Here is a 15,430-nt window from a genome sequence, read left to right as displayed (position 1 = left end):
GTCAAGGTCAGAAGGAACCCCTTTCAGCCCGAGGGAGGCGCACATGGCGGACACGGATAGGAACGGGACGGACATCAACCAGCAATCGCAGGGCACGGAAGGACAGTCGCGGCGGCTCTCGGGGGTCGATCTGCAGACCCGGCGCGAGCAGCGCAGCGAGACCCGGCGCAACCAGACCTACAAGGCCTTCCTGCGCAACCTGATGGTCATCGGCTCGATGAACGAGGAAGAGGCGGAGCGCGCCGCGGTCTCGGTGCTCTGCGTCCTGGAACAGCGGCTCTTCGGCGAGGAGGCCGCGCACCTGGAGGCCCAGCTTCCGGGCAAGCTCCAGGATCTGCTCATCCGCTGCGAGCGTCACCTGGGCAAGCCCGCCAGCAAGTTCGGCAAGGATGGCTTCATCCAGATGGTGTCGGAGGACCTGGACGTGGACTCCCTCGAGGCCGAGCGGAAGATCCGCGCCGTCTTCACCGCGGTGAGGGATCAGGTCTCCGAGGGGGAGATCGAGGACGTCATCGGCCAGCTGCCCGCCGACATGCGCGAGCTGTGGCAGCGGACCATCTGACATGACGAAGGGGGCTGGAGGACTCCAGCCCCCGCGGGCTCAGGCCTTCACCTTGCCCTGCTTGTTGGCGTCCGTGGTGCTCACCTGGATGCGCTTGGGCTGCAGCTCGGGCTGCTTGGGCAACCGCAGGTGGAGCACGCCGTCCTTCAGCTCCGCGTTGACGTTGTTCGCATCCACGCCCTCGGGCAGCGTGAACGAGCGGCTGAAGGAGCCATAGCTCCGCTCGTAGGCGTAGAAGCGATCCGAGTCCTCCTCCTTCTCCGTCTCCCGCTTGCCGCTGATGGTGAGCCGGTCCCCCGTGAGCGTGATGTCCAGGTCTCCTTCCTTCACCCCGGGCAGGTCCGCCTTGAAGATGTAGGCGTCCTTCGTCTCCTTCACCTCGAAGGCCGGAATGAAGCCCACCGGCGCCTCTCCGCCGCCCACCATGCGGCCCATCTGCTCGAACGGATCGAACCCCATCAACTCCTTCATCCGCTCGAAAGGATCCAACCCTCGCGTCCACCGGCCAACTTGAGATCCTCCTCCTCGACGCACTGGAAGATCCGCCATGACATGTCCCTCCTTGTGCTCGGACCGGACCCGCTCTGGAGTCCAGCCCCTACACTCAGGGTAGAGCGGCGATGACGCCGCACAAGGCGCCGCCGAGGGCTGCTCCCTGTCCTCCGGGCCATCCTCCCGCGGACCCTGGAATCGAACACCACCTGACAGTTCCGGGAGTTATCGGTATGGCCGTGCACACTCAGCGGCAAATTGGCGTGGGTCGCGACTGGACGTATGCCATTCGGATGGACATTCGTGGGTAGCCCCGGTCGCACGGTGGGTGAACCGGTGGTAATGATGGGTCGAATCTTTCCCACCAGGTGTTGGAGGTGCGGCTCAAAAGAGCGCGAAGCGTCAACAGGTTGTGGAAGGTGCTGCCCGGTAGGACGAACACCCTTGCGAAGAACCAGCCCGACCCACATCAGGAACCGCGGGTGTTGATAGGACCGGTGCAGTACGTCTCGAGAAGTCTGTGTACGCCATGACGGCTGGGGGGCCCTCGCATGGCAACGAATCAGAATGAAGTGCGGATTGGATTGTTGGAAGGACCGTGGGCGGCCTGGCAGGGACTGGCCGATGGGCTGAAGGGAGAAGGACTCCAGGTCCTGTGGGTGACCCGGGACACGAGGACTCTCCTGGACGGCATCGGGACGGATCCGCCCCAGGTGGCCATCCTGGACGTGGAGCCGGAAGGCGACGCGGACATGGGCTGCTCGGCCACGGAAGGACTGAACCTCCTGCGGGAGGCGCGCAAGCGCCGGCTGGAGGTGCGGATGCTCGTGTTGTCCTCGGCGCATGCACAGGACTTCATCTCCCAGTGCTTCGATGAGGGGGCCTCGGGCTACCTCTTCCGGCAGAGTCTGACGACGAACGCGGTGTGCACGGCGGTCAACGCCCTGGTGCGCGGGGAGAAGCTCTTCCCGGTGCAGCTGTTGCGCAATGACTTCGAGCACCCACCGGTCGCGGCGGCCACGGCGAGCGTGTTGCTCACCCTCACGCAGCGGGAGCGCGAGGTGCTGCAGTACGTGGCCGGAGGCGCGGACAACCTGAAGATCGCCGCGCACCTGCAGATCGCCGAGCGTACCGTGAAGTCGCACGTGACACAGCTCTACCGGAAGCTGGGAGCGGAGAACCGGACCCAGCTCGCGTTGCGTGCGTGTCACCTGGGGGTCCGGCCTCCGCCGGATCTCTAGACGTTGGAAAATCCGGGGACGGATGTGACTCCGTCGTCAGTCCCCGGCCATCCAATCGTCAGACCCCCCTGGCAGATCGTGGTGCGTGACACCACTGTCCGAGCCCATTGAGGGCGCCAGGAGGAGGAGGGTGATGAACGGGGTCGTGGGGCTGGAGCCGCCAGCAGGGAGTCTCGCGCTTCCAGCACCGAGGAGGTTCGAGCGGGAGCCCGGAAGGGCCTTCCCGTGTGTGCGCATCGGCCAGGTACCGCTGGACATGGGGCGGCTGGACGAGGTGCTCGGGTGCATCGAGCGCCTCGTGGCCAGTGGACAGGGTGGACGCGTTCTCACGCCGGGCGTGGAGCAGGTCGTCCGCGCCCAGGCGGATGTGTCCCTGCGCGAGGCCCTCGCCACGGCGGAGTTGTCGCTGGCGGGCGGTGCGGCACTGGTGCGTGCGGCGCGGCTGATCGGCGCGCCCTTTCCGGAGCAGGGCACCCGGTGGTTGCCGGCGTTGGCCGGACTGGCCCGGGCGCGGGCCTGGCGGGTGCTCGTGGTGGCGGATCAGCCGGGGCTGGCCGAGTGGACCGCGTGTGCGCTGAGGGACAGGTACGGCCTGCTCTCGGTGGGCGTGGCCGCGACGGGTGTGCCCGGGGATGGGCGGGGCCCGTGGGTGGATCGGCTGATCGACCGCGTGGCCCTGACGCGTCCGCACCTGGTGCTGGTGTCCATGGAGACGCCGAAGCAGGAGCTGTTCTGCCAGTACGCGGCCACGCGGTTGCAGCCGGCCGTCCTGGTGGGCACGGGCACGGCGCTGGAGTCGCTGTTGGACAAGCCCTGGACGCCTCGCCGCCGGCGGACGCTGGGGGCGCTGGTGTCGGCGCCGGTGCGGTGGCTGCGCCGGAGCCTGACCTTCCTGCGCGTCCTCGCGGCCTCGCGGCGCTGAGCCCTTGGAATTGCTGGAGGCGGCTCGCGGCGCGTGTCACTCGCTGGCGGGCCCGGGTTGAGGACGTTCGATGAGACCCGCCCGGTCGAGCAACTCGCGCACGCGGGCGGTGAGGGCCACGTGCTCGGGGTTGCCCGCCGTCATGGGCTCGGGGGAGAGCACGAGCAGCCAGCCCAGCGCCCCCACCGGTTCGATGCGCACGGGCGCGGGCAAGGGCGGCAGCGTGCCCAGGCGGCGCGACAGGTACGTCAGCCAGCCCACGCGCACCTCGAGCTTCCGCTTCTGGATCAGGTCCACCATCTGCGAGGAACTCGCCATGGCGTAGTCGGGGTCCCACGCCGTGGCCATGCACGTGAGCACCTTGGCCAGCACGGGCGCGCACAGGAGCCGCTCGCGTACCGCGCCCTGCCGGGGTGGATAGAGCAGGCACGAATTGGGCCCTCCCCACGGCGAGTATCCGCCACAGGAGAGGTGGAGTTCCGTGGCCTCCTTCTTGGCGTTCCACACCATCCTGCTGAAGCCCAGATCCTCGATGACCTCCCTGCCGACGTCGGTGCGGCTCCTGCCCTTGAGGAGGAAGGTCTCCAGCTCCTTCATCTCCGGGCGCACGGGCCAGCCCGGCAGCTCGCGGGGAAAGCCACGGCCCGGCCCGTACCACTGGGTGAACGTCGGGTCACATCGCGCCAGCATGTGAAAGAAGAGTTCCGCGCGCCGCGCACACTCCAGCGCCGTCTCCTGGCGTGGTCCCCAGTACGCCCCGACATAGTATTTGTCCTGCATGCGTGCGCCTTTCTACTGCACGGGCCGCGTATGGTGGACGGTGATGTTGGTCCACTCTTTATCCTTGAAGAATTCGCGAAGGAACTGCGCCACGTTGGCATCGGCGACATGCCAGCTCACCGGCATCCCCAAGTGCTCGGCCATCTTCGACTGTTTCCTGGCTTGTTCCATCATCTCGTCGAACTTGCCGGAACTCATGAACCAGGTTTTGGGAGTGCCATCCGGGTTGAAGAAGGAGCAGTAGCCGGGGCCCTTGGCCTCCAGCAGTTCCCCCAGCTTGAAGCCGTCGAACTCCAGCTTGCCCACCAGGTACACCCACCATGCGGGCCGCCCCGTCACCTGCTCCTGATAGTCCAAAGAGCGTTGGGACGCGGTGGTGGGCTTCTTGTACGTCCACCTGCCGGGCCCCCGCGCCGGAGCCGTCTGGGCGGACTGCCCCGCCTTGCCGCTCGCGCCGCCGGTGTTGCCCCGGCCGCTGCCCGCCATGTGGAGGATGGAGAGGGCGCTCAGGTCCACGCCCACCGTGGCTGTCGTGCCCGCCGCCACCACGACTCCACCCAGCACCAGCTCGCCCTCGGCCGTGACGGACAGCACCGGCAGCTCCGCGCCCAGTCCGCCGATGCGCCCCACCGTGGCCTGCGCGCCCCCGAGCAGCATGAGGACGTGCGTGGACAGGCGCGCCGCCTCGCGTATCTGGTCCTCGCGCGACATGGCGCCGTAGCGCGCGAAGTACTCGGGTGAGGAGGCGATGAGGTGTGCCAGCGTGGTGGGCAACTGCCCCAGGTCCTCCAGCGTGCGGATGGGGTGGAGGAGGGAGTGCGCCAGCGCCAGCGCCATCTCCGCCAGGGCCTCCTGGCCTCCGTCGAGCGCGGCGTTGAGCGCGTCCCGCTCCAGGCCCAACTCCGCCAGGGGCGGGCCGTCCGCGCGCCGCAGCGCCTCGGTGGCCGGGTAGAAGACGCCCCCGTGCGAGAAATAGAAGCCACCCACCACGAGGCGGCCCACCCTCCACTCGCCCTCCACCAGCTCCAGTGGACCCAGGCGCTGAAGCGGCGTCCCTTCGAGCGCCGTCACCAGGTAGCCGTCTGGGCGCACCAGCACCAGCGGCCCGAAGCGCTCGGCGCGCCACTTCAAATCGGCGTACTCCGTGCGCTCACCGCCCTCGATTACCTCGCGCAGCAGCCAGCACAGCGCCCGGCGCGGGGCGAAACTGCGCCGCGTCACGGGCGTCTTCGTCAACCGGCCCAGCATCTGGCGCGCCTGCTCCACATAGAGGGCCGCGCCCGCCGGGTGCCGGGCCTCTTCCCCCAGGCCGCTGGCCTGCTGCACCATCTGGAAGAAGTCCTCCGTCTGCTCGGGAAAGCCCCCCGCTGCTCCTTCAAAAGGGGGAGTGGCCGCGCGCGGCCCGGGACCCCCAAAGCCGCTCGTCAGGCTCGTGCGTGGAGGGGCCGTGGCGCACCCTCCGAGGAGCACCGCCAGGGCCAGGGCCAGAAGCAGCCGCGCACCCGAGACAACCGCACCCACACACCGAAAGGACATGCCCCACTCCCCCAGCCGCATGGGCTGACGCGTGACCACCTGGAGTCCAGTGAGACAGGGCATCGGCAGTCAAGCCATCAGGTAGGCAAAAACATTCCCGGCCCTTCAGGTAGGGGGATACATCGGACGCTCTTGGGTCAGGGCATGGCCAGGGTGAGCACGGAGGGCACTCGCTCCGGTGCCGCCAGCCGCAGCAGGCCGTAGCCGATACCGGCCAGTCCCATCAGCAGTCCCGGGGTCTCGGTACCCCGGGGCAGTCCGCACAGCCAGCCTCGAGTACGTCCCTGGTGGAGGATGTGGGCCGCGCGCTCCCGGGCGGCGTGGATCCACCGTGCCTCGCCCAGCAGCTCGCCCGCCAGGTACAGCGGCTCCACGTTGCCCACGTCCCCGTGGCACAGGCAGTGGCTGCCGCCGAAGCCCTCGCGCAGGGTGGTGGTGAGCGCCGTCTCGAGCTTCCGCGCGGATGTCCGCTCCATCCAGGTGCCGCAGCGAGCACAGCCTCCCGAGCGCGATGCCCGGTGCGCCATGGCACCACGTCACCATGAAGCCGGGGGTGGCGCTGTCGGTGCCCGCCTCGGGCTCGCGGAGATCCTTCCAGTTGCCGCGCTCCGGGACGAAGAGCGCGCGCTCGTAGGTGAGCGCCTGGTCCGCGAGCTCGCGGTAGCGCGTGTCGCCCGTGGCGGAGGCCAGCTCCAGCAGTGCGTACGCGATGCCCGCCGCGCCGTGGGAGAAGCCCGACAGGGGCCGCTGTGCCGCCGGAGCCTTCCAGCCCATGCCGCCCTCCGGACACGGTTGGGCGGTGACGAGGAGCCGCTCGCCGCACCGTCTCGCCGCGTCCAACAGCCGCGAGTCCCCGGTCCGCGCGTGCAGCCCGAGCAACACGAGCGCGCAACCCGCCGAGCCGCTGAGGAGATCCAACCGGGTGTCGGCGTCGATGAGGGGCTCCAGCGCCGGGAGTCCGGCGATCACCTCGTCCAGCAACTCCGGCTGGTTCCAGAGCGCGGCCAGGTGGCCGAGCACGTACGCGGAGGAGGTCCGGCCGACGTAGGCCCCCACGCCCGTGTCGTTCGGATCGGGATTGCGCCAGGCGTCCCGGACGGTCTCCAGGCCGGCGCGGGCGAGCTGCTCGAAGTCCGCGCGCCCCGTCTCCCGGGCGAGGTACGCGAGGAAGAGGGTGAGCCCACCGACGCCCTCGTACAGGTCCGTCCCCAGGGGAGAGAGGCTCCAGCGCCACTGCCCCAGGTCCTCCAGGCTCATGCCAATCCAGGACACATCCGTCTTGCCGCGGATGGCCCGGGCCGCGAGCTCCTCTCCGAGGGAGACGGCCGCGGCGAGGCAGTCCTCGCGCGAGGCGGGCGGCAGGGAGGGTGGGGGAGTGGGGCGGACGGCGGGACGCGCGGTGCCCCGGCCCTTGTCGATGGAAACCATCGACTTGCGGATGAGGGAGGCCTGCCAGGCACAATCCCGCTCATCCATCCGCGCGAGCCGCTCGCGCACCTCGGACAGGCTGTCGCGTGCGAAGTAGTCGCGGATGCACTCGCCGGTGCTGCTCCACAGGTGGGGCTGGCCGGGTCGCGTGGTGAAGAGGGGCACGTCCCCGAGCCGCAGGTCCGCGTGCTCCGACGGAACGAGCCGCCGCAGCGCGGGCATGAGCGAGGCCTCGGCCCAGAGGTTGTCCAATACCTTGTCGCGCTCCAGGCCATCGCGCAGGAAGTCCGGGTGGACACTCTCCTGCAACAGGAGGGCATAGCGCTGGGTGGCGCGCACGATGTGGCGCACCTCCACGTCCGCGAAGACCTGGAGGCGGGCGTCGAGCGCCTCCCGGTTTTGCCGCAGGAGCCGGTACGTCTCCTCGAAACCCTGGACGATGTCCTCGGTGAAGGCGGTGGCGTCCACGGGCTGGCCCTGGAGCCGGGGGCGGTTGTGGGAGCCCGAGGTGCGGCCCTGGCGGCGCACCATGCGCATGGTGTCGCTGAAGGCGTCCTCCACCATGGGCACGGCCTGGGGCGAGAGCTGCCCGGCCTCTCCGCCCAACCCGCTCATGTCCACCCCGGCACGGCCCGAGCGGCCGAAGATGAGCATGGGCAGCATGCCCACGGAGATGATGGAGCGATCCAGCTCGGCCCAGGCGCGCTGCCGCGCCGAGTCTCCCAGGTCCAGGGCGAGCCGCTGGTGGAAGAGCGCCTCCAGGTCCACGAGCACGGGGTACTCGCCCGCGGCGATGAGGTTCTCCAGGTGGAAGTCCACGGCCGACAGCAGGTGGAGCAGGGCCAGCGAGCTGCCCTGCCGCCAGTAGAAGCGCTGGAGGGCCTCGCGCGAGTCACAGCCCGCGGACTCCACGTGCTCGACCCAGCCATGGGTGCCGCGGTCCAACACGGTGAGCACTCGGTGCGGGTGGCGCGCGCCCCAGACATTCAAGTACTGGAGGAGCTGCTGGAAGCGGACGTCCACCGCGAGCGACTTCGGTTTGTAGACGAGCCGCAGTCCGGAGCTGAACCGCAGCAGCACCACGCTCCGGCCCTCGCGGTGCAGGTCCGAGACGCCCGACTGGAGGCCCTCCAGGGAGCCGATGTCACGGCCGCCGAGGAAGCTCTGCCCGAGCTGCTCCCTCTCGCTGGCGATGCGCTCGAGGAGGCTCCAGGCTGACGGTGAGCCACCGCTCGGTGCTGGTGGCGAGCAGCCGGGCGAGCACCGGGTACTCCTCCAGCACGGCCACGAGCACGCGCGGCTCCTGGAATCGCACGGTGGAGAAGTGGTGGAAGCGCTCCTGGGGCGTGTCACCGGGCAGCTCATCCATCACCCGCGCCACGTTGAGCTCGAGGATGAGGGTGCGGGTGGACAGGGACTGGAGCCGCCGCGCCAGCCCCTCGAGCAGCGAGGCCTCGGCCTCGGAGGACAACAAGGGGAAGCTCCAAGCCGTAGCGGGCCCGCAGCGCGGCGGTGACCGTGCGCAGCCTCGCGGCGGCGATCCGGAGGAAGGGATGGAGGAATCCGGAGAACGCCAGCCCGGGCTGCCCCGGACCGGCGGGAGGCTGGAGCGAGGGAGGCAGCGGCTCTCCGGCGTGCCGCTGCTCGATGACCTCCTCGATGAGGGACACCCAGGAGCCACTGTCGCTGGCGCCTTCCTCCTGGCTCCCCGCACGGGCGAGGATTCGCAGGAAGGCCTCCCGATCGAGCCCGACGCTCCTCAGCCGCTCGTCGAGCGTCGCATCGTCTCCCCACATGAGCTGCCGCCAGGCGCTCGCCCGGCGCTCGGCCTCCTGGAGCACCGGTTCGCTTCCTGGAGACGGGTCATCGGTTCGCGCGGTGGCCCGCTCGTGGAGGAACGCCGCTTTCTTCCAGGGGAAGACAGGAGGAATGACTTGCATGGACGGTTACCTGGGGTCCCGGGAAAAGGTCAGGCCAATTCGAGATCGCGGCACATGACGATGCCGCACGTCGGCTGGCTGCCATCGGTACACCCCGTGGAGGGCTCCAGAGCCACGGGCCTGCCTCCGGTGATTCCGAGCAACTCGCTCTCCTCGAGCTCGGTCAACGCCCTACCCGAGGGAGACTCGGGGAGGGAGGCACGCTCCTCGGCGGAGAGGCTGGCGCGGAACGCGGGGTCCTTCCAGGCGCGGACAATCCATTCCTTCTTCATTGCACTCACTCCAGGGCTGGGACCGGGCGTCACACCCGGCACCCGGTTGGAGTGGGGGGGGCCTGGATGTGACAGGGCCCTGGGGGACGCGTGCGCGTCGAGGGCTGAGCCCCACCCGGCCCTCGGGTTCACCACCTTCCCGGTGGCCTCCGCCGAGGGCCGGTGTTGGCCGGCTCCCTCAGCGGGGCATCCCCCGCCGCCGCGTCATCACCCAGCCCAGGAGGAGCAGCGCGCCCCAGCCAGTGCTCGCGGAAGCGTTGCCCGCCGAGCAGCCGCAGCCCGAGGTGTCCGGCTCGATGTCGGGCTCGCGCACGCCACCATCGTCCGGAGTCTGCGTGCCACCATCGTCCGGAGTCTGCGTGCCGCCATCGTCCGGAGTCTGCGTGCCGCCATCCGTTCCAGCGTCCGTGGATACGGGCATGGGAGGCACGGTCACCTGGAATCCGCACGAAGCGGTGTTGCCCGCCGCATCACGTGCCTGCACGGTGACGGCCGTTGTCCCGAGAGGGAAGGTGCTGCCCGGCGGGTGACTGTACGTGAGCTCCGGCGTCAGCGACACCGTGTCCCGAGCCGTGGCGGGCGTGAAGTCCACCCTGCGGCCCTCGGCGCTGGCGGGCTCCGTGGTGAGGTCCATCGGGCACGTCACCTCCGGCGGCGTGGTATCGCGCACCGTCACGGTGAAGTCGCACGAGGACGCGTTGCCCGCGGCATCACTCGCCGTCACCGTGAGGCGGGTTGCTCCGAGCGGGAACTCCGTCCCCGAGGACTGGCTGTACGTCACCTCGGGCGCGAGCGTCACCGCGTCGCTCGCCTTGGCCGCCTCCCAGGAGACGGCCGCCCCGGTGGTGCTCGTGGCCTCGGTGGTGACCTCGGCGGGGCAGGTGATGCTGGGGGCCGTCGTGTCCACCACGAGCACCTGGATGCCGCACTGCCTCTGGTTGCCCGCCCCATCCGTCGCGGTGACGCTGACGAGCGTGAAGCCCAAGGGGAACGTGTCGCCCTGGGCGGGGTTGTAGCTCAGCGTCACCGGGGGAGAGACCTGATCGGTCGCCGTGGCGCTCGGGTAGTTCACCGGCGTGCCGGCGGGGCTGGTGGCCTCCTGGCGGGTGAGCTCGGACGGGCAGATGAGGTGGGGCCGAGTGGTGTCCACCACCGACACCTGGAAGGAGCAGCTCGACGTGTTGCCCGCCGTGTCCGTGGCCGTCACGGTCACGGTGCTCTTGCCGAGCGGGAACTTCGTCCCCGAGGCCTGGCTGTACTTCACGGCCACGGCCGACGTCCGGTCATCCGAGGGGGGCGCGAGCGTGTAGTGGACGACGGCGCCATCCTGGGCGGTGGCCTCGGCCTTCTGGTCGGCCGGGCAGGTGAGGGTGGGGGGCGTGACGTCCTCGAGCGCCTTGACCGGCAAGCGCCACGGCTCCGTGCCCGTGCCATCGTCCGCCGTGAAGTAGACGAAGGCTCCCACGCGCGTGAGGGACCCGGGATTGGCGTTGCCATCTCCCGGGGCGACGTCCGTGACGCGCCACAGGTCGGCGCCATCCGTGGCCCACAGCTCCATGCCGGCGCTCCCGTCCGAGGCGGCGACGAGCAGGATTCCCTCCGGCTCCAGCACGAGGAAGGGTTGGCGGGACACCCCGCTGGCCGGCCCTGGCGAGAAGTCCCGGAGGAGCCGGGTTCCCGCCATCGTTCCATCACTCCGCCACAGCTCCTCCCCCAGGGGACCCTGGAGGGAGAAGAAGAGCGCCCCGCGCATCGTCACCATCGAGGAGGAGATGGCGGTGTTTCCGGTGTCGAACCCCGCCACCTTCACCGTGCCCTCCGGGCTTCCGTTGCTGCGCCACAGCTCGTCGCCCGCGAAGTAGTAGAGGCTTCCCTCAAGCACGGTCAGCGAGCTCAGGCTGATGTGGTGGGGCTTCACCAGCACCGTGCCCGCCGCCGTCCCATTGCTCTTCCACAGGCCCAGGCTCCTGGACGTGGCGGGATCGTGCGCACTGAGGTACAGCGCCCCGCCAAAGGGGGTGAGCTCCCTGGGGCCGCTGAGCGTCCGCACCCGCACCGTGCCCGCCGCCGTCCCGTTCGTCTTCCAGAGGGACATGCCGGTGACGCCATCGTTGCCCGTGAAGTACAGCACTCCACCCATCGGGGTCGGCTCGCCCGGCGTGCCGCTCGACGTGCCGGGCCACAAATCCACCACCCGTGATGTGCCCGCCGCTGTCCCATTGCTGCGCCACAGCTCCATTCCGGCCGTCGCGTCCGTGGCCATGAAATAGAGGTGGCCCTCGAAGAGCACGGGAAGGCCGTACTGGTAGGCGTTCAAGGTGGGCTGGAAGGTCCTCAGCCGCACCGTGCCCGCTGGCGTCCCATCGCTGCGCCACAACTCCTGGTGATTCCAATTGCCGGTGAAGAAGGTGAGCGCGCCGCCCAGCTCCCTCATCGAGTGGGGAAAGGCCGCCGGGGAGCCGGGTTTGATGTCCAGCACGAGCTTCGTGCCCGCCGGTGTCCCATCGCTCGTCCACAGCTCGCTTCCGCTGACCCCATCGTCCGCGCGCAGAAAGAGCCGCCCGCCCGCCCCCGTGAGCTCCGCCGGGTTCGAGGAGGAGAGGGGAGGGGCCACGTCCTTCACCCGCCGGGTGCCCTCGGGGGTGCCGTCCGTCACCCACGGCTCGAACCCGCTCGAGTCGGCGCCCATTCCGGAGAAGAGGAGCCGCCCGCGCAGGTTCACGGCCCCGGCCCTGGGAGCGGCATGAGCCAGCCCGGAGGTTCCACCCGGCACGCGCCGCGTCCCCTCGGGAGTGCCGTCCGTCACCCAGAGCGCGGAGACGTAGTCCGGGGGGCTGTACGCGACGAAGTAGAGCGCGCTGCCCACCGCCGTCGGACTCCCCGGCTCGGAGCCGCCGTACTCGGGCATGAGGTCTCCCAGCATCCGGGTGCCCTCGGGAGTGCCGTCCGTCACCCATGGCTCCTCGCCGTGGAGGCCGTCATCCATGATGAAGAACAGGCGCTCTCCCAGCGGCGTGAGCAGGCGGGGCTCGTCCTCGGGAGCCCAGCCGGAGGCCGCGGTCCGGAGCAGCACCGTGCCTGCCTCCGTCCCGTCCGTCACCCACAGCGACCTGGTGCCCGTGCTGTCGCCCGCCACGAAGTAGAGCCGCCCTCCCACGCTCGTCAGCGAGTGGGGAAAGGACGAGGCGGCGCCAGGGTTGAGGTCCTTCACCCTCCGCGTGCCCGACGGCGTCCCGTCCATCACCCACAGCTCCTCGCCGGCCGCGTCGGAGGCCGCGAAGTAGAGCCGTCCACCCGCCACCGCCAGGGCCGTGACGTTGGAGTAGGGCGGAGGCAAGGCCGGGTTCGTGCTCACCTGGACCGTGCCCGACGGCGTCCCGTCCGTCCGCCACAGCTCGAAGCCGGTCCTGCCGGTGGTCGCGAGGAAGTACATCGCCCCGTTCCACGCCGTGAACGCCCGGGGGAGCGAGCTGTTCGAGCCGGGGAAGATGTCCTTGAGACGGACCGTGCCCGCCGCCGTGCCATCGCTGACCCACGGCTCGGTGTCCCAGGAATCGCCGGCCGCGGCGAAGAGCAGCCGGCCGTTGAAGGCCGTCAGGGCGCCTATCTCCGCCGGGCAGAAGTTGGCGCAGATCTCCTTCACCTCCACCGTGCCCGTGGGTGTCCTATCCGTCCGCCACAGCGCGTGGTCGCTGCCATTGACGGAGGCCGGGAAGTAGAGCACGCCCCCCACGTCCACCATGCGGAGATTGCCGGGGTCGCGAGGGGCATCGCCGGAGGGAATGCCAACGGGGGAGTAAGGCCCGGGCCAGAGGTCCTTCACGAGCCGTGTGCCCTCGGGCGTGCCGTCCGTGACCCACAGCTCCCGCCCATAGCCCTCCACGCTGGCGAAGAAGTAGGCCTTGCCACCCGAAGCCGTGAAGTAGGTGGGATCGCTGGATGGGTTGTACGCGGGCGTGACGCGGATGTCCCTCACGAGCTCGACAGGAACCGCCGCTGCCAGCCCCTGATGCGCCTGCGTGCGCACCGGCCCTGGCTCCTCGCTCTCCGATGCCGAGCACCCCCCGAGGCTCGCCAGCACCAGCGCCAGCCCGCCCGCGGTCATCCAGACCCTTCTCATCGCGATTCTCCCACAGGGGAGCACGGGGTCATCTCACCGCGCGCGCCCGCCTTCTTTCGAGAGCGTGAATAGTCGGAGAAAGGGTCTGGAGGTGTCAATCCGCCCACAGCCGCGGACGGATGATCAAGCCAGGCTCCCCCGGCCTACAAGCCGATGAGCGCGATGGCGCACGCGGCGAGGATGGCGCCGGCTCCGCTGCTCCATACGACGGGGATCCACGACCTCGCGGAGTACGCCCACGGAGCACCAGCGGCGAGACCCAGGAGTCCGCCGGCTATCAGCGAGGCGGGGCCAATCCCAACCCACATCCGGTTTCCGGATTCTCCATAGGAGAGGGCAAACAGCAGGATTGACGCCGGAACGAACGCGAGGGCGGCGAGAACAACCCCGAGCGCGATCCGGGCGCGCACGCTTGAGCGGTGAGGAGCCATCCCCGCATCATGGCTCGCTCCTCACACGGCGCACGCGGAAATGCGCAGGGCCCATGCCGTGCGCTTCCACACGGAGGCTCCGGGGTCTGGCGTGTGCACGAAGCTTCTTGGCCGGCTTGCCCTTGCCCTTTGGTGACGTGGGCGCCGGGCCACGCGCGAGCTCGTGTGGCCGGGCTCGCGGGGAGAGGGGCTCCGGCTGCGCGTGGGCACCGTCGCGAGCACCGGAGCTTGCGCCAGGGGATTGCCGGTGGAAAGCGGTTCCCCGCATGCGAGGGAAAAGACACGGCAGGTGCCAGCGCAAGGAATCGTTTGACACCTCCAGCCGGTGATATTTGCTGCTGCTCATGTCGAAATCAGCAGCGTTCTGGGTGTCGTTCGTCGCGCTTGGCCTGACGGCGTGTGTGGACACAAGCGCGGTGGCGGTCGGCGACTTCAAAACGCCGGTGCAGCAGCTTGTCCTCGGGACCGAGAGCGCGTGCGTGCTCGACGCGAACAACGAGCTGTGGTGCTGGGGCGCGCCCTGGCTCTTCCCGGGCGTACCGATCGAGAGCGGTCCGGCGGTCGACTGCATCTCGCCCTTCGTGGAAGTCGGGGGGGGCGGCGGCTTCGGCACGTGCGTCACGCCCGGCCCACTTCCCGTCGAGCTGCGAGTCTCCGGCAAGCTCGTGGACGTGGTGGTGGGCAGCGGCATCGCGTTCGCCCTGACGTCAGAGGACGAAATCTACGCCTGGCCCGTGAGGATCGACGGTTGCGTCGGTGGGCGGGAGTGCACGGGGGCCGTGCTCGCGGCATCGGGCCTCGGCATCACGGAGCTCGTCGCCTACCAGGGCGGCTGGTGCGGCCTCACCGCGAGGGGGACAGCATATTGCCAACACCTGGTCCCGAGCCTCGGCGTGACAAACGATTTCACGCACCTCACGCCCACCCCCATCCCCGGCGGGCACGTGATCAAGTCGCTCGCCATCGCGGGCCCGATGTACTTCGTGCTCGACGACACGGGTCATCTCTGGCGGGGCTGGTTCACGCGCGACACCTCCGCCTCGCGCGAGCATTACGTCCCGGCCGAGGCTTTGCCGTGGTTGCCCGGCGAGACGTTCACCGCGGTCTCGCTCTCGAATGGGTCCGCGACGTTCGATACGCCCCCTGCGAACATCCCTGGCTGTGCGCTCTCCACGACCGGCGCCGTGTGGTGCTGGGGATGGAACGAGCTGGGCCAGCACGGCGATGGCACCTTCAAGCCGCTCAGCAGTGGCTTTCCGGCCCCTTCGAAGGCCCTTCTTCCGGCGCCTGCGGTCGAGGTCAGCGTGGGGCTGTTGCACACGTGTGCACTCAGCGAAGACGGCCGCGTGTTTTGCTGGGGCGCGAACTTCTCCAGCGCGCTCGGGTACACTCCAGACTCCACCTGCTCGCTACCGGCCATGACGATCAGTTGCAGCGCGATGCCGACCGAACTCACGTCCCTTCCGCCCTCGCGGAGGCTCCGCGTGTCTTCGCACTACTCGTGTGCCGAAGCGATGGACGGTTCCATCCTCTGCTGGGGCATCAACAACTCCGCGCAACTCGGTCGCGTCGGCGTCGACGGCAGGACGCCGGTGCGCGTCAATCGCTGAAAACGATGACGCTGTCCCAGGTGCATGACGCCATCGGGGCGGAGCGGATGGCATGTTTGGAGACGCGATCGGACGTTTTCTTGTTAAGCTAGATAT

General features: G+C 69.6%; 12 protein-coding genes and 1 pseudogene. 4 read left to right on the top strand and 9 right to left on the bottom strand.

The window, feature by feature from the left end:
- Positions 1–43: 43 nt before the first annotated feature.
- Positions 44–562 (top strand): DUF2267 domain-containing protein, encoded by a 519-nt coding sequence (locus ACN28I_RS11165; protein ID WP_420942047.1) that lies wholly within the window; start codon positions 44–46, stop codon positions 560–562.
- Positions 563–601: 39 nt separating this feature from the next.
- On the opposite strand, the gene ACN28I_RS11160 is transcribed toward ACN28I_RS11165, so the two are convergent.
- Positions 602–1,111, bottom strand: coding sequence for an Hsp20/alpha crystallin family protein (locus ACN28I_RS11160; protein WP_420942046.1), 510 nt, complete (start codon positions 1,109–1,111; stop codon positions 602–604).
- Between the two features lie 494 nt (positions 1,112–1,605).
- Between ACN28I_RS11160 and ACN28I_RS11155 the strand changes: the two genes are divergently transcribed.
- Both ACN28I_RS11155 and ACN28I_RS11150 read left to right on the top strand, forming a co-directional pair.
- Positions 1,606–2,295, top strand: coding sequence for a LuxR C-terminal-related transcriptional regulator (locus ACN28I_RS11155; RefSeq protein WP_420942045.1), 690 nt, complete (start codon positions 1,606–1,608; stop codon positions 2,293–2,295).
- Positions 2,296–2,428: 133 nt separating this feature from the next.
- Positions 2,429–3,217: a WecB/TagA/CpsF family glycosyltransferase gene (locus tag ACN28I_RS11150; protein ID WP_420942044.1), complete on the top strand. Its 789-nt coding sequence runs from the start codon at positions 2,429–2,431 to the stop codon at positions 3,215–3,217.
- Positions 3,218–3,253: 36 nt separating this feature from the next.
- Here the strand turns inward: ACN28I_RS11150 and ACN28I_RS11145 are convergent, their stop codons facing one another.
- The 8 genes and pseudogenes from ACN28I_RS11145 to ACN28I_RS11110 form a co-directional block, all read right to left on the bottom strand.
- A complete protein-coding gene (locus ACN28I_RS11145) occupies positions 3,254–3,997 on the bottom strand; it encodes an Imm52 family immunity protein (RefSeq protein ID WP_420942043.1) in 744 nt (247 codons plus the stop codon).
- 12 nt (positions 3,998–4,009) lie between these two features.
- Positions 4,010–5,533: a Tox-REase-5 domain-containing protein gene (locus ACN28I_RS11140; protein WP_420942042.1), complete on the bottom strand. Its 1,524-nt coding sequence runs from the start codon at positions 5,531–5,533 to the stop codon at positions 4,010–4,012.
- 137 nt (positions 5,534–5,670) lie between these two features.
- On the bottom strand, positions 5,671–6,009 hold the full coding sequence (locus tag ACN28I_RS11135) for a lanthionine synthetase LanC family protein (RefSeq protein WP_420948620.1): 339 nt from the start codon (positions 6,007–6,009) through the stop codon (positions 5,671–5,673).
- 25 nt (positions 6,010–6,034) lie between these two features.
- Positions 6,035–8,155: pseudogene (locus ACN28I_RS11130) on the bottom strand (type 2 lanthipeptide synthetase LanM family protein); the annotation flags it as partial.
- The gene (locus ACN28I_RS11125) at positions 8,106–8,435 is read right to left on the bottom strand and encodes a hypothetical protein (protein ID WP_420948882.1); all 330 of its coding nucleotides are present in this window, start codon (positions 8,433–8,435) and stop codon (positions 8,106–8,108) included. The gene ACN28I_RS11125 and the pseudogene ACN28I_RS11130, both read right to left, overlap by 50 nt.
- Entirely contained in the window at positions 8,323–8,901 is a 579-nt protein-coding gene (locus tag ACN28I_RS11120) for a hypothetical protein (RefSeq protein WP_420942041.1), read from the bottom strand. Before ACN28I_RS11120 ends, ACN28I_RS11125 begins: the two co-directional genes overlap by 113 nt.
- A 29-nt stretch (positions 8,902–8,930) precedes the next feature.
- Positions 8,931–9,173, bottom strand: a complete 243-nt coding sequence (locus tag ACN28I_RS11115) for a mersacidin/lichenicidin family type 2 lantibiotic (protein WP_420942040.1) — start codon at positions 9,171–9,173, stop codon at positions 8,931–8,933.
- Between the two features lie 178 nt (positions 9,174–9,351).
- The gene (locus tag ACN28I_RS11110) at positions 9,352–13,293 is read right to left on the bottom strand and encodes an ELWxxDGT repeat protein (protein ID WP_420942039.1); all 3,942 of its coding nucleotides are present in this window, start codon (positions 13,291–13,293) and stop codon (positions 9,352–9,354) included.
- Positions 13,294–14,056: 763 nt separating this feature from the next.
- Here ACN28I_RS11110 and ACN28I_RS11105 point away from each other — a divergent pair.
- Positions 14,057–15,334 carry an RCC1 domain-containing protein gene (locus tag ACN28I_RS11105; protein WP_420942038.1) on the top strand — a complete coding sequence of 426 codons (1,278 nt, stop codon included), beginning with the start codon at positions 14,057–14,059 and terminating at the stop codon, positions 15,332–15,334.
- Positions 15,335–15,430: the final 96 nt, after the last annotated feature.

Origin of the sequence: Archangium gephyra, assembly GCF_049060025.1 — a bacterium.
Classification (GTDB): domain Bacteria; phylum Myxococcota; class Myxococcia; order Myxococcales; family Myxococcaceae; genus Archangium; species Archangium gephyra_A.
The sequence above is the reverse complement of the archived record's forward strand: the minus strand, read 5'-3'. Positions and strand labels throughout refer to the sequence as shown.

Bases quoted from the DNA above. Each gene is read 5' to 3' on its own strand.
- ACN28I_RS11115 (WP_420942040.1), bottom strand. From the start codon at position 9,173: ATGAAGAAGGAATGGATTGTCCGCGCCTGGAAGGACCCCGCGTTCCGC.
- ACN28I_RS11145 (WP_420942043.1), bottom strand. From the start codon at position 3,997: ATGCAGGACAAATACTATGTCGGGGCGTACTGGGGACCACGCCAGGAG.
- ACN28I_RS11135 (WP_420948620.1), bottom strand. From the start codon at position 6,009: ATGGAGCGGACATCCGCGCGGAAGCTCGAGACGGCGCTCACCACCACC.
- ACN28I_RS11160 (WP_420942046.1), bottom strand. From the start codon at position 1,111: ATGGCGGATCTTCCAGTGCGTCGAGGAGGAGGATCTCAAGTTGGCCGG.
- ACN28I_RS11110 (WP_420942039.1), bottom strand. From the start codon at position 13,293: ATGAGAAGGGTCTGGATGACCGCGGGCGGGCTGGCGCTGGTGCTGGCG.
- ACN28I_RS11120 (WP_420942041.1), bottom strand. From the start codon at position 8,901: ATGCAAGTCATTCCTCCTGTCTTCCCCTGGAAGAAAGCGGCGTTCCTC.
- ACN28I_RS11140 (WP_420942042.1), bottom strand. From the start codon at position 5,533: ATGTCCTTTCGGTGTGTGGGTGCGGTTGTCTCGGGTGCGCGGCTGCTT.
- ACN28I_RS11165 (WP_420942047.1), top strand. From the start codon at position 44: ATGGCGGACACGGATAGGAACGGGACGGACATCAACCAGCAATCGCAG.
- ACN28I_RS11150 (WP_420942044.1), top strand. From the start codon at position 2,429: ATGAACGGGGTCGTGGGGCTGGAGCCGCCAGCAGGGAGTCTCGCGCTT.
- ACN28I_RS11155 (WP_420942045.1), top strand. From the start codon at position 1,606: ATGGCAACGAATCAGAATGAAGTGCGGATTGGATTGTTGGAAGGACCG.